General features: G+C 38.5%; 19 protein-coding genes, 1 tRNA gene and 2 pseudogenes. 11 read left to right on the forward strand and 11 right to left on the reverse strand.

The genetic code is table 11. From position 1 onward, the window contains the following. Together KO473_RS19645 and KO473_RS19650 are read left to right on the forward strand one after the other, a co-directional pair. Positions 1-210, forward strand: a pseudogene (locus KO473_RS19645) (hypothetical protein); the annotation flags it as partial. Between the two features lie 151 nt (positions 211-361). After that, the gene (locus KO473_RS19650; protein ID WP_005777761.1) at positions 362-1,573 is read left to right on the forward strand and encodes an MFS transporter; all 1,212 of its coding nucleotides are present in this window, start codon (positions 362-364) and stop codon (positions 1,571-1,573) included. Positions 1,574-1,695: 122 nt separating this feature from the next. On the opposite strand, the pseudogene KO473_RS19655 reads toward KO473_RS19650, so the two are convergent. Continuing rightward, positions 1,696-2,837 (reverse strand): annotated as a pseudogene (locus tag KO473_RS19655) (OprO/OprP family phosphate-selective porin). Between the two features lie 519 nt (positions 2,838-3,356). On the opposite strand from KO473_RS19655, the gene KO473_RS19660 reads away from it, so the two are divergent. The 4 genes from KO473_RS19660 to KO473_RS19675 all read left to right on the forward strand — a co-directional run bounded on the left by KO473_RS19660 (position 3,357) and on the right by KO473_RS19675 (position 6,397). Next, positions 3,357-3,429 (forward strand) — tRNA-Lys (locus KO473_RS19660). 757 nt (positions 3,430-4,186) lie between these two features. Next, positions 4,187-4,714: a hypothetical protein gene (locus tag KO473_RS19665; RefSeq protein WP_005806074.1), complete on the forward strand. Its 528-nt coding sequence runs from the start codon at positions 4,187-4,189 to the stop codon at positions 4,712-4,714. 569 nt (positions 4,715-5,283) lie between these two features. Beyond that, positions 5,284-5,721 (forward strand): DoxX family protein, encoded by a 438-nt coding sequence (locus KO473_RS19670; protein WP_005806070.1) that lies wholly within the window; start codon positions 5,284-5,286, stop codon positions 5,719-5,721. Positions 5,722-5,842: 121 nt separating this feature from the next. Further along, entirely contained in the window at positions 5,843-6,397 is a 555-nt protein-coding gene (locus KO473_RS19675; protein WP_005806068.1) for a DUF3332 domain-containing protein, read from the forward strand. Between the two features lie 82 nt (positions 6,398-6,479). Here the strand turns inward: KO473_RS19675 and KO473_RS19680 are convergent, their stop codons facing one another. Further along, a complete protein-coding gene (locus KO473_RS19680; protein WP_005820250.1) occupies positions 6,480-8,792 on the reverse strand; it encodes a BamA/TamA family outer membrane protein in 2,313 nt (770 codons plus the stop codon). A 120-nt stretch (positions 8,793-8,912) separates the two neighbouring features. Continuing rightward, a complete protein-coding gene (locus KO473_RS19685) occupies positions 8,913-9,401 on the reverse strand; it encodes an energy transducer TonB (RefSeq protein WP_227560225.1) in 489 nt (162 codons plus the stop codon). Between the two features lie 340 nt (positions 9,402-9,741). Here KO473_RS19685 and KO473_RS19690 point away from each other — a divergent pair, with 340 nt between their 5' ends. Further along, positions 9,742-10,503, forward strand: coding sequence for an RNA methyltransferase (locus KO473_RS19690; RefSeq protein WP_005777744.1), 762 nt, complete (start codon positions 9,742-9,744; stop codon positions 10,501-10,503). Here KO473_RS19690 and KO473_RS19695 read toward each other — a convergent pair. The 5 genes from KO473_RS19695 to ileS all read right to left on the reverse strand — a co-directional run bounded on the left by KO473_RS19695 (position 10,457) and on the right by ileS (position 16,443). Then, a complete protein-coding gene (locus tag KO473_RS19695) occupies positions 10,457-10,789 on the reverse strand; it encodes a hypothetical protein (RefSeq protein WP_005820248.1) in 333 nt (110 codons plus the stop codon). The genes KO473_RS19690 and KO473_RS19695 overlap by 47 nt on opposite strands. A gap of 8 nt (positions 10,790-10,797) precedes the next feature. Further along, positions 10,798-11,844, reverse strand: a complete 1,047-nt coding sequence (locus KO473_RS19700) for a DUF4296 domain-containing protein (protein WP_122130586.1) — start codon at positions 11,842-11,844, stop codon at positions 10,798-10,800. 10 nt (positions 11,845-11,854) lie between these two features. Next, positions 11,855-12,487, reverse strand: coding sequence for a lipoprotein signal peptidase (locus tag KO473_RS19705; RefSeq protein ID WP_005777738.1), 633 nt, complete (start codon positions 12,485-12,487; stop codon positions 11,855-11,857). A 114-nt stretch (positions 12,488-12,601) separates the two neighbouring features. Beyond that, entirely contained in the window at positions 12,602-12,982 is a 381-nt protein-coding gene (locus KO473_RS19710) for a TraR/DksA C4-type zinc finger protein (protein WP_005777736.1), read from the reverse strand. Positions 12,983-13,017: 35 nt separating this feature from the next. Then, positions 13,018-16,443 (reverse strand): isoleucine--tRNA ligase, encoded by a 3,426-nt coding sequence (gene ileS / locus KO473_RS19715; RefSeq protein ID WP_005777733.1) that lies wholly within the window; start codon positions 16,441-16,443, stop codon positions 13,018-13,020. 225 nt (positions 16,444-16,668) lie between these two features. Between ileS and KO473_RS19720 the strand changes: the two genes are divergently transcribed. Further along, on the forward strand, positions 16,669-17,718 hold the full coding sequence (locus KO473_RS19720) for a DUF2776 domain-containing protein (protein WP_005820243.1): 1,050 nt from the start codon (positions 16,669-16,671) through the stop codon (positions 17,716-17,718). Positions 17,719-17,784: 66 nt separating this feature from the next. Here KO473_RS19720 and KO473_RS19725 read toward each other — a convergent pair whose 3' ends face one another. Continuing rightward, positions 17,785-19,050, reverse strand: coding sequence for a S41 family peptidase (locus tag KO473_RS19725; RefSeq protein ID WP_181996051.1), 1,266 nt, complete (start codon positions 19,048-19,050; stop codon positions 17,785-17,787). Positions 19,051-19,319: 269 nt separating this feature from the next. On the opposite strand from KO473_RS19725, the gene KO473_RS19730 reads away from it, so the two are divergent. Genes KO473_RS19730 through KO473_RS19740 form a run of 3 tightly spaced genes read left to right on the forward strand, consistent with a single transcriptional unit; the run spans position 19,320 to position 22,384 of the window. After that, positions 19,320-20,195: a cytochrome c biogenesis protein ResB gene (locus tag KO473_RS19730; RefSeq protein ID WP_122130587.1), complete on the forward strand. Its 876-nt coding sequence runs from the start codon at positions 19,320-19,322 to the stop codon at positions 20,193-20,195. Next, positions 20,192-20,977, forward strand: coding sequence for a cytochrome c biogenesis protein CcsA (ccsA, locus tag KO473_RS19735; protein ID WP_005820237.1), 786 nt, complete (start codon positions 20,192-20,194; stop codon positions 20,975-20,977). The genes KO473_RS19730 and ccsA overlap by 4 nt, the downstream gene beginning before the upstream one ends. A gap of 15 nt (positions 20,978-20,992) precedes the next feature. Further along, entirely contained in the window at positions 20,993-22,384 is a 1,392-nt protein-coding gene (locus KO473_RS19740) for a cytochrome-c peroxidase (RefSeq protein ID WP_005820235.1), read from the forward strand. 72 nt (positions 22,385-22,456) lie between these two features. Here the strand turns inward: KO473_RS19740 and KO473_RS19745 are convergent, their stop codons facing one another. Together KO473_RS19745 and KO473_RS19750 are read right to left on the reverse strand one after the other, a co-directional pair. Continuing rightward, positions 22,457-22,702 (reverse strand): RNA-binding protein, encoded by a 246-nt coding sequence (locus KO473_RS19745; RefSeq protein ID WP_005777722.1) that lies wholly within the window; start codon positions 22,700-22,702, stop codon positions 22,457-22,459. Between the two features lie 209 nt (positions 22,703-22,911). Beyond that, a complete protein-coding gene (locus tag KO473_RS19750; RefSeq protein WP_005777720.1) occupies positions 22,912-23,544 on the reverse strand; it encodes a peroxiredoxin in 633 nt (210 codons plus the stop codon). Positions 23,545-23,582 lie beyond the last annotated feature (38 nt).

The following is a 23,582-nucleotide window of genomic DNA, read 5'->3' on the forward strand; positions in this document are numbered from 1 at the left end:
AGGGATGGAAAGGATTATAAGACTGATAAAGGGAGAAAATTGAGTTTCATGAGGGGCATTTTTATAAGTTGTTGGATAAATCACAAAAAAAGAAAAAAGTTAGAGGGTACCCTTTTCGGACACCCTCTTTGTTTTTGTGACATTTTGAAATATTATCTTATCTTTGTCGCCGCAAAGAATAAAATTGATGAAAACAACTTATCTGTTTGACATACTTGTCGATTATTTGGAACTGGCTTAGCTACGGTTTCACCTTATTTTGATATGCCTTTTCTCGTAATGGTATATCTCATTCTTCTTTTCCTCCTGTATAAATGCAACAGAGGAATGATCTCATTCTTTATCTTATTTCAACTTTAATATGAATAATTGGAAGAAAAAGTTTATTATTATATGGACCGGGCAGCTATTCTCTATACTAAGTAGTTCTATTGCCCAGTTCTCTATTGTTTTGTGGATTAGTCTTAAAACTGGTTCTGCAGAAGTATTGTCATTTGCAACAATTGCTGCCCTATTGCCACAGGCGGTATTAGGTCCTTTTGCCGGTGTATTTGTCGATCGTTGGAATCGTAAGTGGACTATGATTGGAGCAGATAGCTTCGTCGCCCTTTGTTCCGGTATAATTGCATTGTTGTTTTATCTTAATACAGTTGAGCTATGGCATATATATTTTTTGCTTATGTTGCGCTCTGTCGGTGGTGCATTTCATACGCCTGCCATGAAATCGTCTGTGCCATTGCTGGCACCCGAGAAAGAGCTTATGCGCATTGCAGGTATCAACCAGGCGATTCAGTCAGTATGTAACATCGGTGGACCGGCTCTCGGGGCTATATTACTGCTTGCCTTCGACATGAGCCTTGTTATGCTTTTGGATGTATTTGGAGCCATAATAGCTTGTACAGCTTTACTTTTTGTGTATATTCCTAATCCTAAAAAAGAAAATGCTTCTGCTAAGAATGTGCTTTATGATATGCGAGATGGGTTTAATGTCATCATGCGCAACAAAGGAGTCAGTTGGGTTATGGTAACAGAAGTTCTTGTTACATTTTTTGTTATGCCTATGGTAGCTTTGATGCCATTGATGACCTTGAAGAATTTCTCGGGAACGGCATATCAGGTGAGTTTGATAGAGGCCCTTTTCGGTGCAGGCATGCTGGCCGGTGGTGCATTGCTGGGTGTTTGGAATCCTAAGATACGGAAAATTCTGCTGATTGCCACCTCTTACTTTTTACTCGGTCTGGCGTTGGCATTCTGTGGAGTGCTTCCGGCTGAAGGCTTTATCTATTTTGCCATACTAACAGTAGCACAGGGCATAGTTGTTCCGTTCTTTTCCGGACCTTTTACTTCATTGCTTCAAACTCAATTTGAACCGGCATATTTAGGACGGGTATTTTCACTTTTTGATAGCGTGAGCTTACTCCCCTCTATTATAGGGTTGTTTATTACGGGATTTGTTGCTGATAATCTGGGGATAGCCAATATTTTCATTTATTGCGGAATAGCAATTGTGCTTACCGCCGTTTTGATGATGTGTATTCCAGCCGTTAGGGATTTGGAAAGAAAAGGCAGGTAGAACGAATTTATTTATTATAAGTCATCCGTTTATGCTCACTGTTTATCTCTTGGGTTGTGAAGAGATAAACAGTGAGCATCTTATGAAATATAGTATAACTTGAATATATTAAAGACTATTGATTAGAAAATGAATTGGAATCTTCCCTGAACTACGCTGAAGTTTTGGTTGCTTATCTCTTTTATATTAGCTCCGGGTATCATATAGCTATAGTTTAATTTTACTCCGATGTATTTATTAATGTAATAATTAAGTCCAACGGAGATATCTTTTTGTTCTCCTCCCCAGATAGCAGCTTTTCCGTCATTAAGTGTTAGATAATTAAATCGGGAACAGGCTCCAGGCTTTTTCCTTTCGGCCGGCCGGGACATGCGACTGATTCGTCATATAAATAAGTCTGACCGGCTAAAAGCCAAGAGCATTGAAGATAACCACCTTGTGCTACATAATTTTCAAATGCATCATCCCGCTTCACATGTGTGCGTATATATTCACTTTGCAGACAAAAACGGTGATAATAAACCAATAATTCGGTGCCAAACTTTATCTGATGTGTCGCATGGTCGACAGTGGCTGCAACAATGTTTCGGTTGTCAATCGTGCTCACTCCAGGAGATTTATAAGAAAATACGTTTTTGTCTTCTTCATTCAATGAACCGTCAGGAGTACGATAGATTGTTGCAAACCCTATATGGATAAGCTTCTCATCTTCAAATACCGGTCGATATACTATCCTGCCATCCAACGCATAGCCTTGTGAAACATTTTTCAGATTATTGACATCATTGTCGGTAAATGTCCCTCCCGACAAATAGTAACGTTTACTTCTATAGCTATATGCGACTCCCATTCGCCGGCTGTTTGTCAAGGCAAGAACGACTCCGGGAGATTGATTAAAGCGAAGGTCGAAAGTACTACACAGCATTTCTAAGCTGAAGGGTTCATAAAATTGTCCAACCTGTATAGTGTGCTTTTTTTGTGTATACATTGCGTAAGCATCCTTGATTGCTGCTTTATTGCCCGTATAGCCTATTTCAACTTTCATATTCCAGTTTTGATAAGCAACTTTTGCGCCTATGCGAAGATCACCAAATTCCACTCCATTACCAAAATGGTTATCATTTTTAAGATATACGCCTCCATCCAGAAGCATTCGTCCTGTCACTTTACATTGTAGTTTGTCCGAGTTGGGCTGTGCCGAAGATAATAAAGCGTAAGATATGCCCAACAAGTAGGAAAATGTGTGTTTTAGATATAAGTTCATTTGTTATTAGATTTTTAGCCTTGCTATTTATTTCGGATACAAAAATACATTAAAAGAAATATAGATGAAATGAATATTTATAATTTATTGATATATTGATTTTTTTTCATTAGAAGATTGTAATATAAATCTAATTAAATAGATACAGATAATTTTATAAATTATATATTATAAGAGGTATTATACATTTATCTGTTGAATTATAATAGTTTACGTAAATCGTACTATATAAAATGCTTTAATGTGCGATTAAAAAAACTTTTTTAAAACTTAATCTTTGACCGGAATATGTTTTTTCTTTACTAAATCTTAATTCAACGCTTCTTGGTCTAATATAGATTATTGTAAATGAGACAATTTATCATGTATGATTATTTATGAATGAATACTTAAAAAGATACAAGTGTTTCATTAGACAGAATAAAAGACATTCTTTAGACGAAAAAATTCCTTCAAACATTTGCAGTTTAAAAATAAAGGTTTACCTTTGCACCCGAAATCAAGAACGCTTGATAACATGCACTCTTAGCTCAGCTGGTAGAGCAATTGACTCTTAATCAATGGGTCCAGGGTTCGAGTCCCTGAGGGTGTACAATTCGTTATAAATCCACTGCATATAAAAATGTAGTGGATTTTTTATGTGTTTATTTTTATTTTGCTTCTGTTCTTCAACAAGATATTGAATTAATCGGAAATTTTTGTTGGTGCTCCTCTCTTTATATTTCTGCATCTTAGCGATGCCTTTGTCACACAACCTTCTTCGTATTGATGTTTTTCCTGATAAGTAAGGATAGTCCATCAATAATGAAACCTAAAGGTTCAGGTGGAGGAGTATCTTTTGATCCTTGGGAAAATGGTTGCTTCCTATAATTCAAGTTCATCTTGGCAGCTAAGATACAGATCTTGCGGGCCAAGATGTGTATCTTGCGAGCTAAGATGTAGATCTTAGCCCGTAAGATGGACTTTAACTATCGGTCTGAAAAGTTTATTTTCTATGTTTCAGCACTTTATAGTAAAGTGATTTGTTATTTTATAATTGGGTCTTTACAACCAATAAAAAGAAATGTATACCGCTCCTGTGGTTAAGTTCTGATTATATTTCCTTAGGTGTACTTTAATCATTTTTATGGGCTGCAATCGGACTGTCCCTTTTTACATAAAGATGAATGCCAACAAAAATTTCCGATTACTCCGTTTTTATGTATTTGATAGTAAATAGATAGATAATTATAGCAAAAAGACTGGAAAAAAATGGATTTTATTTTGTTTTATTGCTTGAAACTTACTATCTTTAGGAAATAGATTATAATTGGGGGCAATTAATAAGTCCTGGCCCACAGGCGAATGATATGAGAATACAATTTGAAATTAAGGAAAAGTTACCTGAAATAATCGGGGAAATTCTAAATTCCGAAAGATGGACGACCCTTATTAAGGAAGATATTTCAGGTAGGAAATTAGTCGTAATCCGTGATCGTGCATTCGATTCGGAGGCAACTGTGGAGATCTACTCTCGTGAGGTTACTATTAAAACAGCATGGTCCAGATACACTTATCGGCTGTTTATATTGGGAGATTGTGTGTGGTGTGAATACAACGGTGCTTATCGTGGGTTATTAGAACAAAACTTATTGCCGTCTATAACTCCTAAAGAGAGTTTATTGGATTCGGAAGTTTTGGATAGTTCATTGTATGGGCATGAAAAGAAAAAACTCCGGGAATATGCTGAGGATAATCTTAAACTGAAGAAATTCAGACGTGAGAATTTTAATGAAAATCGCACTGGAGTAGCTCCGTTTGATCATCCGAAAAAGGTGTATGACGAATTCATTAAAGAAGATTACATTGCTCCTTCTTCGGAAAATAATAATAAATAAGAATAATAAAGGAGGATTTTATACTATTCAGAGTATCAATCCTCCTTTATTTCTATAGAGGATTACTCTCTGTATCCTCCATTTCCGGTGCATCATGTATACTTTTCATTATAAATGCCCACGTGATAAGCAAAAAAGCTATATAAATAATTATATATTCCATAATCCCTTTATTTTATTGACTATATAACAGGTTGGATTTTGAAAAGATGTTCGTATTACATTTTTTTTGCATATTCGGATGAAAATAAATGCATTGTTCCTGAGAATACGATACATTTCTCCAATAATAACATCAGTAAGAGATTTATTTGTCATCAGAGTAGCCATATTCTTTAAGAGTATTTCTGCCAATCTCCTCCAGACAGCTTCTCAGAAACTTCCCTATTTTTTTCATGATCACATTCCTTTCATTTTAGTTGTCATTCGCCGATACAACAAAAATGATAATTCATGAGTTGTATTTTGATATTGCTTTTTGGGGGGATCTGGCTATTATTTGATCTGTATCAAGTAAACAATACAAAACGGATAGTTGTTTATATTATAAAATCTAAAAATATAAACTTATGATTTACAAATTTTTATTTCCTCTTAAACCAGACAGTATGGGAGCATCCGCATTCCTGCTGATTCTAAGAATCTCGTTTGGATTATTGTTAATGAATCATGGCATACAAAAATGGAGTAATTTTCAGGAACTTTCCACATCCTTTCCTGATCCGTTGGGATTAGGTTCTCCCCTCTCCTTGGGGTTGGCCATTTTTGCAGAGTTAGTATGTTCGATGGCCTTTATTATAGGTTTTCTTTACAGGTTGGCCATGATTCCAATGATCTTTACTATGGGTATTGCATTCTTTGTTATTCATGCAAATGATGCATTTGCAATGAAAGAATTGGCATTAGTATATTTGATTGTTTTTATTTTGATGTATATAAGCGGACCGGGGAAATATTCTGTCGATTATATGATAGGCCGGCAACTCCGAAACAAAAGGAAAATGTAAGCAGAAAAGTAACCTAAATTTGTTCTCTTTAGCTAAAAAGAGTATATTTGCAGATTATAACAGGATCGTTTTTATATAAATGATCCATAATATTAACCTAATAACAAATAAAAAAATTAGTATGAAAAAGAACAGATTAACTTTGGTTGCTGCCATTTTTCTCAGTGGTACTATCCTGTTTAGTTCATGTGTAGGATCATTCGGATTGTTCAATCGCATTTCGTCATGGAATCAGTCCATTGGTACAAAATTTGTAAATGAACTTGTTTTCCTTGCTTTAAATATCGTTCCGGTATATGGTGTCGCTTATCTGGCAGATGCATTGGTAATTAACTCAATCGAATTCTGGAGTGGCACCAATCCTATGGCTAATGTAGGTGATGTGAAGAAAGTAAAGGGTGAGAACGGAGATTATCTGGTAAAGACCCTTGAGAATGGTTATTCCATCACTAAAGAAGGTGAAGATTCAGCTATGGAGTTGATTTATAACAAAGAAGCAAACACTTGGAATGTTGTTGCTGACGGAGTCAGCACGGAATTGTTGAAAATGAACAATGACGGTACTGCTGAAATGAATTTACCGAATGGAGAAAAGATGAACGTAACTCTTGATGCACAAGGTATGATGGCTGCACGTCAGGCTACAATGGGCGGACTGCTTTTTGCAGCACGCTGATTATCGAAATAACTATAAATATAAAGATGAAACCGCTCTGAGAGTCAGTTTCATCTTTTTTTTATCTCTATCCTTAATAGAATCAGAATGGATAGCCTACAGCAAAATGAAATGCGAAATCACGGCTAAATTTAGGATGAATAATAGGATAACGTTCTTTTGTTTTCTCATATTTAGGATTTACAGCTTTCATACCTCCGTCAAAACGAAGTACAAAAAAGTCAAGGTCCAGTCTGAGCCCTAATCCATAAGCCACTGCGATTTGCTTATAGAACTTGTCGAATTCAAAAGCTCCTCCCGGCTGGTTTTCATATTCACGGATAGTCCATATGTTACCTGCATCGATAAATGCCGCTCCGCGGAACTTCCAAAACAGACGGGTCCGGTATTCGATGCTTGCATCCAATTTGATATCTCCGGACTGATTCATGAAATTTCCATCGCCGGCAAAAGAGCCCGGTCCTAAATTACGTACAGACCATCCTCTTACGCTGTTGGCTCCTCCTGAGAAATAACGTTTCTCAAAAGGAACTACCTTGGCATTTCCATAAGGTACGGCAACTCCTATCCCCGCATGAAACGCAAGGGAATTGCGATGATCGATTATAATATTCTTGGCAAAATCAAAGTCACCTTTCAAATATTGTGCATAAGGTATCCCTAAAATAGCATATTCCCCATCTTTATTCTTTCTCATATTAATCATTTTAGAGACTCCGTAAAGAATGTTGCCTGCAGATTCGAAGCCTGCCCGTATGGAATAAGAATTGGAAGTTATCGTATTATTGACAAGGGTTCCTCCTGCACTATTATAGTTATAAGTATATCCCATACGTACAATAAGACGATTTTCATAATTATATCTGAGGATGTAGTTGTCTTTGTCCTTATCAATATAGTCTTCCTGGAATTGAGGAGAAATCCAGGGAAGGTAGAGGTAACTGATATCCAATAAATCGATGCGGTGCTGAATCTTTTGTTTTTGCATCCATTTGTAGCTCCATGAAGCCGAAGCAATGGTGCGGGAGAACTCGGGGCGTAATTGATAATTGTATTGTAGTCCGAACTCTGTCGTTGCTCTTATCCGCCGTTTAAAGTCAGAAGTAAGAAAGGGAAATAAGAAACTGGGGAAATTGATGCTTGTTTCAACTCCGTATTCAGTATAATTATGGTTTTTATATCCCGGCTGTAATCCGGATATGGCCTCATAAGCTCCTCGGAATTTTACCATGAAAGTTTCTGAGCCGCGAAATAAATTTCTATGTTGAAAAGAAACGGACGCGGCAGCTCCCAAATCACCTGCCGAATTAGTACCTTCCAACTCAAAAGAAATGGATTTATGCTTGCTTTTGGTTAGCATTACATAGCAATTCAGTCTGGTACTATCGTCATTTTGTGTCTCAAAAAAACGAATGTTAGTATACTTGAGAGCTGAAAGCCTCCCAAAATAAGTATAGGTCTTTTGTACGTTACGTTCATCATATAAATCTCCGGAGGTGAATCTTAAGTTATCTACGAGCACTTTAGGACGTAAATACAGTTGGTCTTTATAATAGATCGGGAATCCGTTATAATGCAAAGAGTCATTAATTTCAATGCTGCTCAGAGCTGATGATTGCAAGACATCATAATCAGTAATAAAATTGATTTTGTTGATCTTGTACTGAGGATGTTCTTTAGGAACATCACCAACATAAGCTTTATAGGGCAACAGATGTAAAGTCAAATCTACTTGATAAGTATTGCGGGCAGTATCTGCCGTATAAGTAATATAATCCTTATTAAATTTATAATAACCGTTACACAATAAGTAGTCTGTAATACGTTGCCGTTCCGTATCAAGTGTGTTTACATCGAAAAGCATTCCTTCTTTCAACGTTGATTTGGTAGAATCATTTTGAAGATATTCGGCTATTTTCTTATCAGAAATATCATACTTCAGTGTGCGTACAGTATAAGGTTTGCCTGAATTGATTTCATAAAACAGTTTTAGCTTTTTCTTTTTAGTTTTTATGGTTCTTTTTACGGTAGCTCCCATATAGCCGAGATTCTGCACTGCTTTTGCAATTTCTTCTTGCGAACGGATAGCATCGGCTTCATTATAGATAACCGGAGCATCTCCTATCTTGCGCAAGAATTTATTGAGCCATTTCGTAGAATCCCTTCCGGACCAATTATACACATACAGTTGAGTCTTGACTGCACTGAACCATTTCGAGTTAGGATTCTGTCGCACATAAAGTCGCATGTCCGACGGTTTTATGTCTTTATTATCAGTATGTATTTTTACTTCATCCAACAAATAAGAACCCTCCGGCACAAACTTAGTGGCAGAACACGAAGCCAGTGACAAAACAAAATAAAGAAGAATCGTGTAAAGAACCCCTTTCTTCATATACGGTTTTTAATAGATTACGCCAAATAGGTTACAAATATAAACCATATTTTTTGTTTTGGGAAATAAAAATGCCGGAAGAGCATTTCTACTCTTCCGGCATTTTTATAGATGATTACATCATTTAAGCCTAAACCTGACCGGAAGTGTAAATCGTGAGTTTACATTTTCGCCTTTGTGCTTTCCAGGAATCCAATCAGGCATTGAGTTTACCACTCTGATAGCTTCCGCATCAAGTAGCGGAGATATGCTTTTTACAACAATCGGGTTAAGCAGTTTACCATTCTTAGAAACAATAAACTGAACTACTACCTGACCTTCTTCCTTGTTTTCAATAGCTTGGGCCGGATATTTGATGCTCTTTGCAATAAACTGTAAGCATGCCTTCATTCCATCCGGAAATGTAGGAGCACTATCAACGACATCATACACTACGTCTTTTAGTATAGCTACAGAGTCCGGTACAACTTCTTCTTTAAGGGATTGTGTGGCACTTACAGAGTCTTTCACTTCGGTAACAGCCTGCTCGTTACTTGTTTTACTCCCGCAATTGCTAAACAATAGCAACATGGCTACTACCGGCAGAAATATCAGAAATTTGCTCTTCATAATTTTTTGAGTTCTTTTTTCGTTCAACATTTTAATTCGTTTTTAAAGGTTATACATTAGGATTAATATCTGGATTTGCTGCAGCCAATCAGAGCTTATTTATTTTTTAAGAGAAGATACTGTTCTTCTTTCTTTATTGTATTTTATGTGTCTGGGCATACCTTCTTCGTTCTGGATATCAATATAATGATGTATTACAAATCTACTAAATTTAAGTAGATAGTTTATATTTATCAATATAAAGTTTGTTAATGGTAAGAAAATAAAGACATAAAAAGGATTAGAAATATAATAGTTAATTGGGAATATCTTTATAGCTTTGCCGTAAAATTAGAGTTAGATGGGAACATTAAGTAAAAATAGAGTTAAATATATCCGATCGCTGGAATTAAAAAAAAATAGGAAAGAAGAAAGAGTCTTTCTGGCAGAAGGTCCCAAATTGGTAGGTGATTTACTGGGACATTTCCCTTGCAAGTTTTTGGCGGCCACTTCGGAATGGCTTAGAGAACATTCTGCAGTTAAGGCTGTGGAGGTAATTGAAGTCGGTCCTGAGGATTTATCTCGTGCCAGTTTGTTGAAGAGCCCTCAACAAGTACTGGCATTGTTTGAACAACCGAAGTACGAGATCGATACAGAAGTTATTCGTAACTCTTTATGTTTAGCTTTGGATGATATTCAAGACCCCGGTAATCTTGGGACAATCATTCGTCTTGCAGACTGGTTTGGTATTGAACACATTTTCTGTTCGCCCAATACTGTTGATGTTTTTAATCCTAAAGCCATACAAGCTACTATGGGAGGCATTGCCAGAGTAAAAGTACATTATATCGCATTGCCAGAGTTGATTCATGTACTGGGAAATGTACCGGTATATGGTACATTTCTGGATGGAAAGAATATGTATGAGCAGCCTTTGTCAAAGAATGGAATAATAGTAATGGGGAATGAAGGAAATGGTATTGGAGCCGAAGTGGAAAAGCTGGTAAACCGTAAGTTATACATTCCAAATTATCCTCAGGAACGCGAGACCTCAGAATCATTGAATGTAGCCATTGCTACCGCAATTGTCTGCGCTGAGTTTCGGCGACAGGCCGCATTGTAGCAAAGTCAAATGGAAATAACAAATAAGCCTGCCATTTCATGCATGAGGTAATTTCCGGAATAGTAATACTTTGTTCACCGGTATTGGTTAAGTTGAACAAAGTATTATTTATATCCATCCTTTCTTGCGGAATCAATAAAATGACACCGGGAAACCATTCTACAGATTCAATTTCTTCACTACAGGGAAAAATACGATAGACATACTCTCCCTCCATTTCTATGGCATGCAGTTTAAAAAATCCACTTTCCGGAATAAATATATAATGTGCAGCAAAACGTTTCATCTTATCTTCTAATTATTCTGACGACGCAATGGCCTCCTTGGATTTGTTCGTTGCTGTCTTTCTAATTGCTGTTTTTCTTTTTCTATTTGTTGCTCTTTCTCTCGTTGTTCCGGTTTAACGGGACGGACATCGTTATTGGGGCGGCTCAAATCCTTTGGATTAGTCCGTTGATGTACCGGCGTCGTTTGAATAGTATCTTGGGGAGCTTTCTTCCGGATAGAATCTACTTTGTTTTTTTCTGTTATTGAGTCGGCATTTAAAGAGTCTTTTCCCATTTGTGTTAATGAGTCATTTACATGATAACGGGTCAACGAAATGTCGCTAACCAAAAGTGTTGTTAACTTTTGGGATTGCGGATAGAAAATGAATCCTTTTATTTCCTTGATAGTCATCGTATCTGATTGAAGACGAATGTCCTGAATTCCTGATTCAAATATATGTTTCGTGCAACTATTGGTCACACTGTCGTTCTTATAAACAATCTGCATGGCCATTACCGGAGCCATTGTTGAGTCCGGCATTCCATCCAGGAAGTTATATTGTATTTTCCAGAGCAATACATCACGTTTCTTGAAATTTGTATCAGAAGGTAATGTGAACGTGAACTTATTATTCAATGGAGATCCCGTAAACTGGGCAACCCGCTGCCATGCCCAGACATCAATACTGTCGCCTGGAGCAGACATCTTAGGCTTATTATCACGCAATGCTATTAAGTGGTTGATGGCATCCTGTTGGGCTTTCAGCCTTTTATTTACCTTTTCATAGATTTCCGATAGTATTTTTGTGTTGCGTGTATACCATACCATAGACGAGTCAAAAACTTCTTCTGTTGTACCATATTTCTTAAATACAGCTTCTACATACAGTGCTTTTTTGTAATTCTCGCCACCAGGCATGTTCTCACCCATCGCTTTGGCAATGTGGTAATCGTATAGCAGATTTTCCATCTGTGATTCTGATATAACGCTATCAGGTCTTTTCACCTTACAAGCAGATGTTATCAGTACCAAAAGACAGATACAACATAATTGAAACCGGAAATACTTTTTCATTACCTCTTTTTTACTTTTTGGTCACAGAATGATGGTATGAATCATTCAGATATTTGCTATAGAACAGTAATAAGGCAATAATTCCGCAGCTAATGGCGGCATCTGCGAAATTGAAGATCGGACTAAAGAAAATGAAATGCTCTCCACCTACAAAAGGCATCCATGCCGGCCAGTTTGTATCGATAATCGGGAAATAAAACATATCAACTACTTTACCATAGAACCAAGTGGAGTAACCACCTCCTTCGGGCATAAAACTGGCTATTTGTGAATGTGTGCTTTCGTTGAAAAAGACTCCATAGAAAACACTGTCAATAATGTTACCCAGTGCACCGGTCAAGATTAACGATACACAAATGATATATCCGGTTTTTAATCCTCTTTTTACTATTTTATATAAGTACCACCCTATCAAGCCTACTGCAACGATTCGGAATGTAGTCAGAAAGAGTTTTCCAAATATCTCCATTCCAAACGCCATACCATTATTTTCGGTAAAATAAATATAAAACCAATCTGTAATACGGATACTCTCATGCCAATACATATGAGTCTTGATCCAGATTTTAATCACTTGATCAATGATCAGCACAGAAAAAATGACGAGCAGAGCGATTTGTCCTTTCGTGAGTAGTTTCTTCATTTTGTTAAGCTATCAGTTATATAAGTTACGAGCTACCAATTACAAGCTAAAGAGAAACACGATATTGCCGTGTATACACTTGTCTCTTGCAATAGGTAGCTCGTAGCCTACTATTTATTTCTTTCCACTGTTCTTTGCTTCAATGCTCAGTGTAGCATGAGGCACGGCACGCAGACGTTCTGCCGGAATTAATTTTCCTGTTTCACGGCAAATACCATACGTTTTATTCTCGATACGTACAAGAGCAGCCTGTAAACCCTGAATAAACTTCAGTTGGCGTTGAGCCAAACGTGTAGTCTCTTCTTTCGACAATGTATTTGCTCCTTCTTCCAAGACTTTATATGTGGGGGACGTGTCATCTGTGTCATTTCCGTCCAGCCCCATTAAGCTCAGTTTTAACTGTTCATAGTCACGTTGTGCTAGTTCCAGTTTTTCATTAATGATGGCACGGAATTCTTCTAACTCCGCATCCGAATATCTTGTCTTTTCTGCCATAACTTTTACTGTTTATTAGGTTATTAGTATTAGAATTATTCTTTCACTACATTCACAAACAAAGAGAAGTCGTCGAAATTTAATTCTGTGCCGCCTTTTACTTCGTCTGCCAAAGTAAGGGATGTACCCAAAACTTGGTTACAAATATAACCATTATATTCATTTACCGCATCATCTGTCTGCGGATTTTTAGATAATGTTATTTTTATTTTGTCTGTAATCTCGAAACCACTTGATTTACGGATATTTTGAATGCGGTTTACCAATTCACGTGCAATTCCTTCACGGCGAAGTTCTTCCGTTACAGTAACTTCCAGCGCAACAGTCAATTTCCCTTCATTGGCAACCAACCATCCCGGAATGTCCTCGCTGAAGATCTCTACATCTGCAGTTTCTATAACAGCTTCTGCCCCATCTAAATTAAGGGTATAACGGCCGTTCTTCTCGAGTTCGGCAATAGCTTCCTGTGACATTTCTGCTACAGCTGCTGCTACAGCTTTCATTTGCTTTCCGAATTTTGGTCCCAGTTTCTTGAAGTCACATTTAACCTTTTTCACCAGAACGCCGGCTGTACCATCAACGAATTTAATCTCCTTTACGTTGACTTCACTCATGATAAGTGCTTTTACAGCCTCGATATGGGCTTTTTGTGCTTCATCCACTATAGGGATCATGATACACTGCAACGGCTGACGAACTTTAATATTCACTTTACGACGCAATGCCAACACCATGGAAGTAACGTCTTGTGCCATCTGCATTTGTGCTTCCAGTTCCTTATCTACCATTTTTTCATTGTATTCCGGGAATTTCGCCAGATGGACAGAAACTACATTATCGCGTCCTGTTGCACTGATTAGGTCGCCATACAGACGGTCTGCATAGAAAGGAGCGATAGGTGCCATTAATTTGGCTACCGTTTCCAGGCATGTATACAAAGTCTGATATGCAGATAGTTTATCCTGAGTGAATCCACCACCCCAGAAACGCTTACGGTTCAGGCGGACGTACCAGTTAGACAGATTGTCGTTTACGAAATCAGAAATTAAACGTCCTGCTTTAGTCGGTTCATATTCGTTATAACAGGTATCTACTTCCTTTATTAATGTGTTCAGTACAGAAAGAATCCATCGGTCAATTTCTGGACGATCGCTCATCGGAACATCAGCCTCTTTGTATTCAAACCCGTCTACATTAGCATACAAAGCAAAGAAAGAATAGGTGTTGTATAAAGTACCAAAGAATTTACGACGAACTTCCTCGATGCCTTCTACATCAAACTTCAGGTTATCCCATGGAGAAGAATTGGTAATCATATACCAACGCAAGGGATCGGACCCATATTTCTCGATGGTAGAGAACGGATCAACTGCATTTCCTAAACGTTTAGACATTTTATTGCCATTCTTGTCTAATACCAATCCGTTTGAAATGACTGCTTTGTATGAAACACTGTCAAATACCATGGTTGCAATGGCATGTAAAGTGAAGAACCATCCACGTGTCTGGTCCACACCTTCTGCAATGAAATCTGCCGGATATACCTGATGGCTATCCAATAACTCTTTATTTTCAAATGGATAATGGATCTGTGCATAAGGCATCGCACCCGAATCAAACCATACGTCAATCAGGTCTGTTTCGCGTTTCATAGGCTTACCATCTTTTGAAACAAGAATAATATCGTCTACATATGGGCGATGGAGATCTATCTTATTATAATTTTCTTCATTATACTCACCCGGTATGAAACCTTTATCTTTATAGGGGTTCGATTGCATATACCCTGAGGCAACCGATTTTTCGATTTCATTATATAACTCCTCAACCGACTCTATACATTTCTCGTCGCTGTTGTCTTCTGTTCGCCAAATAGGCAACGGAGTACCCCAGTAACGGGAACGGCTCAGATTCCAATCATTCAGGTTTTCCAGCCATTTGCCAAAACGTCCGGTTCCGGTAGATTCCGGTTTCCAGTTAATGGTTTTATTTAACTCTATCATGCGCTCTTTGCACGCAGTAGAACGAATAAACCAACTATCCAGCGGATAATAAAGCACCGGTTTGTCTGTACGCCAGCAGTGCGGGTAATTATGCACATGCTTTTCTATTTTGAAAGCCTGATTATTAACTTTCATCATCATACAGATACTTACATCCAATGATTCATCCTGATCGGATAGATTCGGATCATAAGCATTCTTCACGAAACGACCTGCATACTCTTTGTATAAATCTACGTTAACGCGCTGTTTTACAAAATCTTCATCCAACTCATCTAAAGTATAGAATTTACCGGTCAGATCTACCATCGGACGAAGTTCACCTTTTTTATTAACCAACTGTAATGGAGGCACACCGGCAGCTTTTGCCACTTGAGCATCATCCGCACCAAATGTCGGAGCGATGTGTACAATACCCGTACCGTCCTCTGTTGTTACATAATCGCCCAGTATTACACGGAAAGCACCTTCTCCCGGATTTACCCATGGAATTAATTGTTCATATTCCATGTCTACCAAATCGGTACCTTTATATTCAGCAATTACTTTGAAAGGAACCAACTTATCACCTGGTTTATAATCTTCCAGTTTCAGTTCGGCTGCTTTCGGGCTGAAATGTGCATTCAACAATGCCTTTGCCAATACTACCGTGATTGGCTGTCCTGTATATGCGTTATACGATTGAACTGCAACGTAGTCAATTTTAGGACCTACACAAAGTGCTGTATTCGAAGGTAGTGTCCATGGAGTAGTAGTCCATGCTATAAAATAAGGAGTACCCCACTCTGCCATTTCGGGTTTAGGGTTCTTCATCTTAAATTGTGCCACTACCGTTGTGTCTTTCACGTCACGATAGCATCCCGGCTGATTCAGCTCATGCGAACTTAATCCAGTCCCGGCTGCCGGAGAATATGGCTGGATAGTATATCCTTTATAAAGTAATCCTTTTTTATACAATTGTTTCAATAACCACCACAGTGTTTCGATGTAACGGTTGTCGTATGTGATGTACGGGTGCTTCATATCCACCCAATACCCCATTTGATGAGTCAGGTCTTCCCATTCTTTTGTGAATTTCATTACATCCTGACGGCAATGAGCATTGTATTCTGCTACAGAAATTGTTTTTCCAATATCCTCTTTGGTGATCCCTAAAGACTTTTCTACACCTAATTCTACAGGGAGCCCGTGTGTATCCCAACCTGCCTTACGTTTCACTTGATATCCTTTCATCGTTTTGTAACGACAGAAAATATCTTTTATAGAACGAGCCATTACATGGTGAATACCCGGCATACCGTTAGCTGATGGAGGCCCTTCGAAGAAAACAAACGAAGGACAGCCTTCACGTTCTGTCATACTCTTGGCGAAAACCTGGTTTTCGTCCCATTTTTTCAATACGTCCTTATTCACCTGCGAGAGGTCGAACTGCGAATATTCGGCAAATTTCTTGCTCATGGCTATATTTACAATTTTACTATTTTACAATTTAAGATCGGGATACCCTCCCTATTTTAAGGGTGCAAATGTACAAAAACATTCGTTTTCATACAAGAAAAGCCTTTTTAATTTCAGTCTGACAGGAAGGGCCACCTTGTGAAAAGAGTGTAAAAAGTAGTAAGGGGAGCAAAACAAAAAACTATATGCCTTGTTTATCAGGGAAATTTTAAAACCCTATATGTTATGAATTACGGTATTAGTATATTGTTCAGAGCAATTCCTTTGGCGATGGCTCTGTTTTGTTTCGGCTACGGAGCGTTTATCAGTGTATATGGAGATGATTCTAACCGATTGGTGGCAGGTCCTGTAGTCTTTTCATTAGGCATGATTTGTATTGCATTGTTTGCAACGGCTGCTACTATTATCCGGCAAATCATACATACTTATGGGCGCGGTTCTTTGTACGCACTGCCTATTATCGGTTATCTCGCTGCTGCCGTTACTATTATTGGTGGAATCTGTATGTTTACCGGATCTGCCTCTGCCTCTTCCTTTGTGGCTGGGCATGTGGTTGCCGGAGTAGGACTGATAACTACTTGTGTAGCAACCGCTGCAACATCTTCTACCCGTTTTTCACTGATTCCTGCCAACTCAAAAATGATTGGTAATGGTATTCCTAAAGGAGCGTTTACTAAAGGTCAAGAACTTGTATTAAAAACAATAGCTATTATTGTATCGTTGATTGCTTGGATATGGGCTTTTGTTTTATTGGCCAAAAGCGATGTACATCCTGCTTATTTTGTAGCAGGGCATGTGATGGCAGGTCTGGCTTGCATTTGCACAAGCCTGATTGCTTTGGTCGCTACTATTGCCCGTCAAATCAGAAATGTGTATACCGATAGAGAACGTAAAAGATGGCCAAAACTCGTATTGTTGATGGGAACCGTATCGCTTCTTTGGGGGCTGTCTGTTATTTTTGCCGATTCAAGCACTACTAATGGGGTAATCGGATATATCATGATTGGGCTTGGTCTTGTTTGTTACAGTATTTCCAGTAAAGTAATTTTGCTGGCTAAAATCTGGGGGCGAGAATTTGCTTTGGCCAACCGTATACCTCTGATTCCGGTATTGACAGCATTAGCTTGTCTGTTTCTGGCCTCTTTCGTCTTCGAATTAGGTACGACGCACGATGATTATTTTATCCCTGCACGCGTATTAGCCGGTTTAGGGGCTATTTGCTTCACCCTCTTTTCAATTGTCAGTATTCTTGAGAGTGGAACATCTTCAAAATAAATGCAATAGGACAATCCTAAAACGAAAGCGGAGTTCACAATTCCGCTTTCGTTTTAGAGAGTTCATTTATTCATAGAATTTATTAAGTGAGACATAATATTCTAATCGGGAATTGGGTAATGTGAATGACATATAATTGCCAAAATATACATTTGGGCAGCCGGTTTCACCAAGAATTTTTCCTGCATGAGATTTTTTAATAGCAGATGCAAATGTCGACGCTCCGGAATAAGTGGTTTCATTTACCAATACTGTAACTGTTCCTTTATAAATATCTGCTTTATCCCGGTTTCCCGCTACAGAAGAATCTTGAATAGCAAATAAAGATCCGTCAGGCAAATTTTTGATCTCTTCATAAGTTTCCGGATGTTTTTGCTTATTATACAGTTTTGAGTATGAACTGATTTTTAAATCAGTTTTAGTATATAATGTATAAGCATCATGCGATAAGTATGATAGAAGCATGTCAACTCCGGCACTTGACCCTCCTTTGTTATTTCTGATATCTATAATCAAATTGGGTACATGTTCTCTGTTAATCACCGAAAAGACAGAGTCACAAAATTGTTTTAGTTGTGGTAATTGATATAAGTTCATTATTTGCAGAGTAGCAGTCTGTTTATCGGGGCTTAGAGTATAACTAAATTGCGGCAGGCTTTTTCCAAGTTTTGCTTTTAAAACAGGGAGGGCATCTATTTGTCCGATGCCACTCAATGATTCTTTCCAGATCTTATTTCCCCTTTTAATTGTAAAATCATATTTGTCACCCCAATTATATTTATACCATAGCAAAGTAGAAAGATAAAGGGTCAATTGATTTTCCTTAATAGCGTTCCCTTTTTCAGCTCCCAGTAAAAGATACAATTGGCTTAATATAGTTTGACTATTTATATTATTCATACATGTTATTTCATCATTTTCCTGTATCGAACAGGATATTAAGGGGAAATCAACTACTATCTTATCGTCTACTATTTTTAAGCGTAAAGGCAGAGTCAGTCCTCCATGATTCAAATAGTCTATTCTGTCTGGAGTAGCAGGAATTGCGAAATTAGTATGACCATCTTTTACAGATGCAACAAATGGAGAGACTATAAAGTAGAAATCAGAAACGTTTCGTTCTTTATTTAACAAGCGATATATTGAATCATGCTTTTCTTCGAATTCTTTTTGTGTTTGATACATAAATAAATCCGGATGTACTTGACATAATAAGCTATATAAGGTGTCAAAATCTTCTTTTTGCTGGCGGGAGGTTAGTACTTGAGCATTTATTGGGATGCTGAGATTACATAAAATGATTATCATCAGAATTAAAGATGGAGTTTTCATGTTTTGTCGTTTTTAAGATTAGACATTTAATGATTAAAGCTATTTTGTGAATGCTAATATAGATAATCTCCTGGAAAGCTACTTTATTCTAAGTACTAATTTATATTTTCTTTTATTTTGTATCCCGGTCATCCCCAACTAATATTATAAATAGCAATGTTCCTTTTCAATTTAAATCTACTTCAAAATTGTATTTAATACAAATTAATAGCCTTTTATACGTTTATTGGCATATTTTTACTTACTTTGCACCATATAAAGGCACAACTATGCACAAAAAACTATTAGTAACTGCATATTTTGTAATAGCGGCATTATTGCAAACTATGACAGGCAATTTCCCCTTATCTTTTTTTGCATTCCCTCTGAATGTGATTATAGCAGTTATATGGGTCTATTTATTATGGCGTCTCTATAAAGAAGGGAATAAGTTGCCGTTAACCCGTTTTCTGCTGTCTTCCCGGACAAGTATTTTATCAATCTTATTATTAATAGGTGGCAGCTTGGTTATCGGGTTGTTTCCCCAATTATCGGAAGCAGAAGCTGCATCCATATCAGGAGTCCCAGCCTCATTGGGATGCTATAACTTTATGACTTCCTGGATATTCATTGCCATTCTTTTTCTTTTATTGAGTAATCTGGCAATGGTGGTTATCCATGCTTTCTATCATCGTGTGCCGGCGAAGAAGCGTTTTCTCCTGAACCATTTGGGATTATGGCTCGCTTTATTTGCCGGATTCTTCGGTAGCAGCGATGTGCAGACATTACGGATTCCGCTTTATGCCGGACAACCGGGACGCGAAGCCTATAGTATGGATGGGAAAGCCTATTATCTGGATTATGAATTGGAACTCTACTCCTTCAATACAGAGTATTATCCGAACGGGATGCCTTCGCGTTTTGCGGCAGATGTACGTATTGGAGAGCAGAGAACTACGCTTGAAGTAAATCATCCTCACAGTTACCGTTTGGGAGAAGATATTTATCTGACCGGATATGATACACGTAATGTGGGAAATACCCGATATTGCATTCTTCAGATTGTACGTCAACCTTGGAAATATGTAATGGTGACTGGTATTTTAATGATGCTGGCAGGAGCTGTTCTGCTATTTATTAATGGTCCTAAAAAAGTTAAATCATGATAACCTGGGATAACTTCTATCTGTTTGCAACCGTCTCCATCTGCCTTTGGCTTACGGGTGCCATATCGGCACTTCGTTCATCGGGACAAAGTAAAATAGCTGTTGTACTGACTGTAGCAGGAATTACTTGTCTGGGGATATTCATTGCCGGGCTATGGATATCTCTGCAACGCCCTCCTCTTCGCACTATGGGTGAAACCCGTTTGTGGTATTCCTTTTTTATGGGGATTGCCGGGCTGTTGACGTATATTCGCTGGAAATATCGATGGATACTTTCTTTCTCCACTCTGCTGTCCACTGTCTTTGTTATCATCAATTTGCTGAAGCCCGAGATACATGACCAATCACTTATGCCGGCTTTGCAAAGTGTCTGGTTTATTCCCCATGTCACAGTTTATATGTTCTCCTACTCTGTATTGGGATGTGCTTTCATTATTGCTATTTGCGGGCTTGTACACCACAAAGAAGAATATTTGGTGACAGCAGATAATCTGGTCTATTCTGGTGTGGCTTTTTTATCGATCGGCATGCTTCTTGGATCTTTATGGGCAAAGGAGGCCTGGGGAAATTATTGGAGTTGGGATCCCAAAGAGACCTGGGCAGTGGTTACCTGGATGGGATACCTATTATATATGCACCTGCGTTTACGGGACAGGCTTCGTAAAAAGATGCTGTATGTCATACTTATTTTCTCCTTTTTGGCTTTGCAGATGTGTTGGTATGGAGTAAATTATTTGCCTTCGGCTCAACAAAGTGTACATTTATATAATCGTAATAATTAACTAAAAGAATGCACAATGAAGAAAAGTACAAAATTTATCATCGCATTACTGGTGACGGTCGGAGCTTTGGCTATCACTTACCGCGTCGTAAATCAGGCTCCGTCAAAAGAGCTTGCCGCTGACGCTCAGATGCAAGAGATCATTACTTCCGGTGGCTGCCTGCAATGCCATTCGGGTAGTCCGGATCTTCCTTTTTATGCAAGCTGGCCTGTTGCCGGCGGAATGGTTCAGAAGGACGTGGAACAAGGTTATCGCGCTTTTGACATAACCGAAATGGCTGAAGCCTTAAAAGCCGGTAAGCCTGTAGGAAAAGTGGCTTTAGCCAAAGTAGAGAAAGTGATCATGGACGGAACAATGCCCAAACATGCCTACTATATGGTACACTGGGGAGCCAGTGTGACAGATGCTAAAAAGGAAATGGCTATGGCGTGGGCGAAACAACACCGTCTGGCACATTATGCTAACGGGCTGGCTTCAGCCGAATTTGCTAACGAACCGGTGCGTCCCATCGCTGATTCCATTCCGGTAGATATGCGTAAAGTGATTTTGGGAGATATGCTTTATCACGATACTCGCCTTTCGGCCGACAACACCGTTTCATGTGCATCATGCCATGGATTGAATACGGGAGGGGTAGACAACAAGCAATATTCAGAAGGTGTAGGTGGACAATTCGGAGGTGTGAATGCTCCGACGGTATACAATGCTGCCTACAACTTCGTGCAGTTCTGGGACGGACGTGCCGGAACACTTGCCGAGCAGGCTGCCGGTCCTCCGTTGAATCCGGTCGAGATGGCTTGCCAGTCTTTTGACGAAATCATTGCAAAACTCGAACAGGACGCTAATTTCACCAAAGCCTTTTTAGCTGTATATCCCGACGGATATTCGGAAAAGAATATCACTGACGCTATCGAAGAGTTCGAAAAGACATTGCTCACTCCCAATTCTCGTTTCGACCTTTATCTGAAAGGTGAAAAGACTGCTATTAACGATATGGAACTTGCCGGATACGAATTGTTTAAGAAATACGATTGCGCTACTTGCCATGTAGGTGAAACTTTGGGTGGTCAGTCTTACGAGTTAATGGGTGTGAAGAGAGATTATTTTGCAGATCGTGGCATTGAATTGACAGAAGAAGATAACGGACGCTTCAAACAGACCCAAAATGATCGTGATAAACATCGTTTCAAAGTTCCCGGTTTAAGAAACATTGCCTTGACGGCTCCTTACTTTCATGACGGTAGCATGAAAACAATGAAGGAGGCCGTGGATTATATGGCCAAATATCAGGTAGACAAGAATCTGCCGGAAGATGAACTGAATAAAATAGTAGCTTTCCTGGAAACACTGACCGGAGAGTACAAAGGTAAACCACTGACCAATGATAATCAGAGCAAGGCATTGTAATGTCTGCCGGATAAAAACAAGAAAAGGATACTCTTTGCAGAGTATCCTTTTTAGTTTTATGCTATAAATGGATTAGTTACGAGGCAGGGCTTCCTTAACAACCATCTGACGGCCTTCGTATTCAGCACCGTTCAACTCAGCGATAACATTTTTGGCTTCGTCGTCGTTCGGCATTTCAACGAATGCGAATCCTTTAGATTTGCGAGTCTCGCGGTCGGTGATCAGTTTTACTGAATCAACTGTTCCGTACTCTTCCATTACTTGTCTCAAATCTGCTTCCTTAACACGATAGCTAAGGTTTCCAATGTACATGTTCATAAAATAAAAAAAATAAAAATTGATAAATAAATTTAGAAACAACAGAAGTTTGAGATTAGATCCGGATTCGACTGATTCAGTAGAAAATAGAGTAAAATAAAACGATCAATTGTTTTCGGCAGCAAAGAACGCCATAATATTTGGATTATCAACTATAAAAGGGCATTTATTTTTCAATAAACGCCCTTTTTTCTTACAGATGCTCTCTATTAATGTTTACTCAGATAGCTGGCCACTCCGTCTTCGGTTGCTTTCATGGCATCTTTACCTTTTGACCAATTGGCTGGACAAACCTCGCCATACTCTTCAAAATGTTGCAAGGCATCCACCATACGCAGTACTTCATCTACGTTACGTCCCAATGGTAAGTCGTTGATGACACAATGTCTCACTACACCTTCTTTGTCAATCAGGAACAGACCGCGGAAAGCCACCGGTGCCCCTTCGCATACCCAATTGCCATTTTCATCGGGAGCATAGCTTCCGGCCAGTACTCCGTAACTTTCAGAGATTGATTTAGAAAAGTCGGACACAATAGGATACTTCACGCCTTGGATACCTCCCTCGCTCTTGGGCATCTGCAACCAGGAGAAGTGAGAATATTCAGAGTCGACCGAGCAACCTACCACAGCTACGTTCCGTTTTTCAAACTCGTCGAGCTTTTCCTGAAATGCGTGCAGTTCGGTGGGGCATACAAAAGTAAAGTCCATCGGATAGAAGAAGAATACTACATACTTTTTCCCTTTATACTGATCCAACGAGAAGTCCTGAACGATTTCATGCCCATTGATTACGGCCGTGGCATCAAATTTCGGCGCTTGTTTTCCAATTAATGATCTCATAATTTTCTTGTTTTAGAAGTTATTAAACGATTCATTTC

Source organism: Bacteroides sp. HF-4919 (assembly GCF_018860125.1).

What these genes read in the sequence shown, in the direction of transcription:
- KO473_RS19695 (WP_005820248.1), bottom strand. Translation starts at nt 10,789, where the DNA reads ATGAAACGTTTTGCTGCACATTATATATTTATTCCGGAAAGTGGATTT.
- KO473_RS19720 (WP_005820243.1), top strand. Translation starts at nt 16,669, where the DNA reads ATGAATTACGGTATTAGTATATTGTTCAGAGCAATTCCTTTGGCGATG.
- KO473_RS19675 (WP_005806068.1), top strand. Translation starts at nt 5,843, where the DNA reads ATGAAAAAGAACAGATTAACTTTGGTTGCTGCCATTTTTCTCAGTGGT.
- KO473_RS19680 (WP_005820250.1), bottom strand. Translation starts at nt 8,792, where the DNA reads ATGAAGAAAGGGGTTCTTTACACGATTCTTCTTTATTTTGTTTTGTCA.
- KO473_RS19685 (WP_227560225.1), bottom strand. Translation starts at nt 9,401, where the DNA reads ATGAAGAGCAAATTTCTGATATTTCTGCCGGTAGTAGCCATGTTGCTA.
- KO473_RS19665 (WP_005806074.1), top strand. Translation starts at nt 4,187, where the DNA reads ATGAGAATACAATTTGAAATTAAGGAAAAGTTACCTGAAATAATCGGG.
- ileS (WP_005777733.1), bottom strand. Translation starts at nt 16,443, where the DNA reads ATGAGCAAGAAATTTGCCGAATATTCGCAGTTCGACCTCTCGCAGGTG.
- KO473_RS19725 (WP_181996051.1), bottom strand. Translation starts at nt 19,050, where the DNA reads ATGAAAACTCCATCTTTAATTCTGATGATAATCATTTTATGTAATCTC.
- KO473_RS19670 (WP_005806070.1), top strand. Translation starts at nt 5,284, where the DNA reads ATGATTTACAAATTTTTATTTCCTCTTAAACCAGACAGTATGGGAGCA.
- KO473_RS19710 (WP_005777736.1), bottom strand. Translation starts at nt 12,982, where the DNA reads ATGGCAGAAAAGACAAGATATTCGGATGCGGAGTTAGAAGAATTCCGT.
- KO473_RS19740 (WP_005820235.1), top strand. Translation starts at nt 20,993, where the DNA reads ATGAAGAAAAGTACAAAATTTATCATCGCATTACTGGTGACGGTCGGA.
- KO473_RS19745 (WP_005777722.1), bottom strand. Translation starts at nt 22,702, where the DNA reads ATGAACATGTACATTGGAAACCTTAGCTATCGTGTTAAGGAAGCAGAT.
- KO473_RS19690 (WP_005777744.1), top strand. Translation starts at nt 9,742, where the DNA reads ATGGGAACATTAAGTAAAAATAGAGTTAAATATATCCGATCGCTGGAA.
- KO473_RS19650 (WP_005777761.1), top strand. Translation starts at nt 362, where the DNA reads ATGAATAATTGGAAGAAAAAGTTTATTATTATATGGACCGGGCAGCTA.
- KO473_RS19705 (WP_005777738.1), bottom strand. Translation starts at nt 12,487, where the DNA reads ATGAAGAAACTACTCACGAAAGGACAAATCGCTCTGCTCGTCATTTTT.
- KO473_RS19700 (WP_122130586.1), bottom strand. Translation starts at nt 11,844, where the DNA reads ATGAAAAAGTATTTCCGGTTTCAATTATGTTGTATCTGTCTTTTGGTA.
- KO473_RS19750 (WP_005777720.1), bottom strand. Translation starts at nt 23,544, where the DNA reads ATGAGATCATTAATTGGAAAACAAGCGCCGAAATTTGATGCCACGGCC.
- KO473_RS19730 (WP_122130587.1), top strand. Translation starts at nt 19,320, where the DNA reads ATGCACAAAAAACTATTAGTAACTGCATATTTTGTAATAGCGGCATTA.
- ccsA (WP_005820237.1), top strand. Translation starts at nt 20,192, where the DNA reads ATGATAACCTGGGATAACTTCTATCTGTTTGCAACCGTCTCCATCTGC.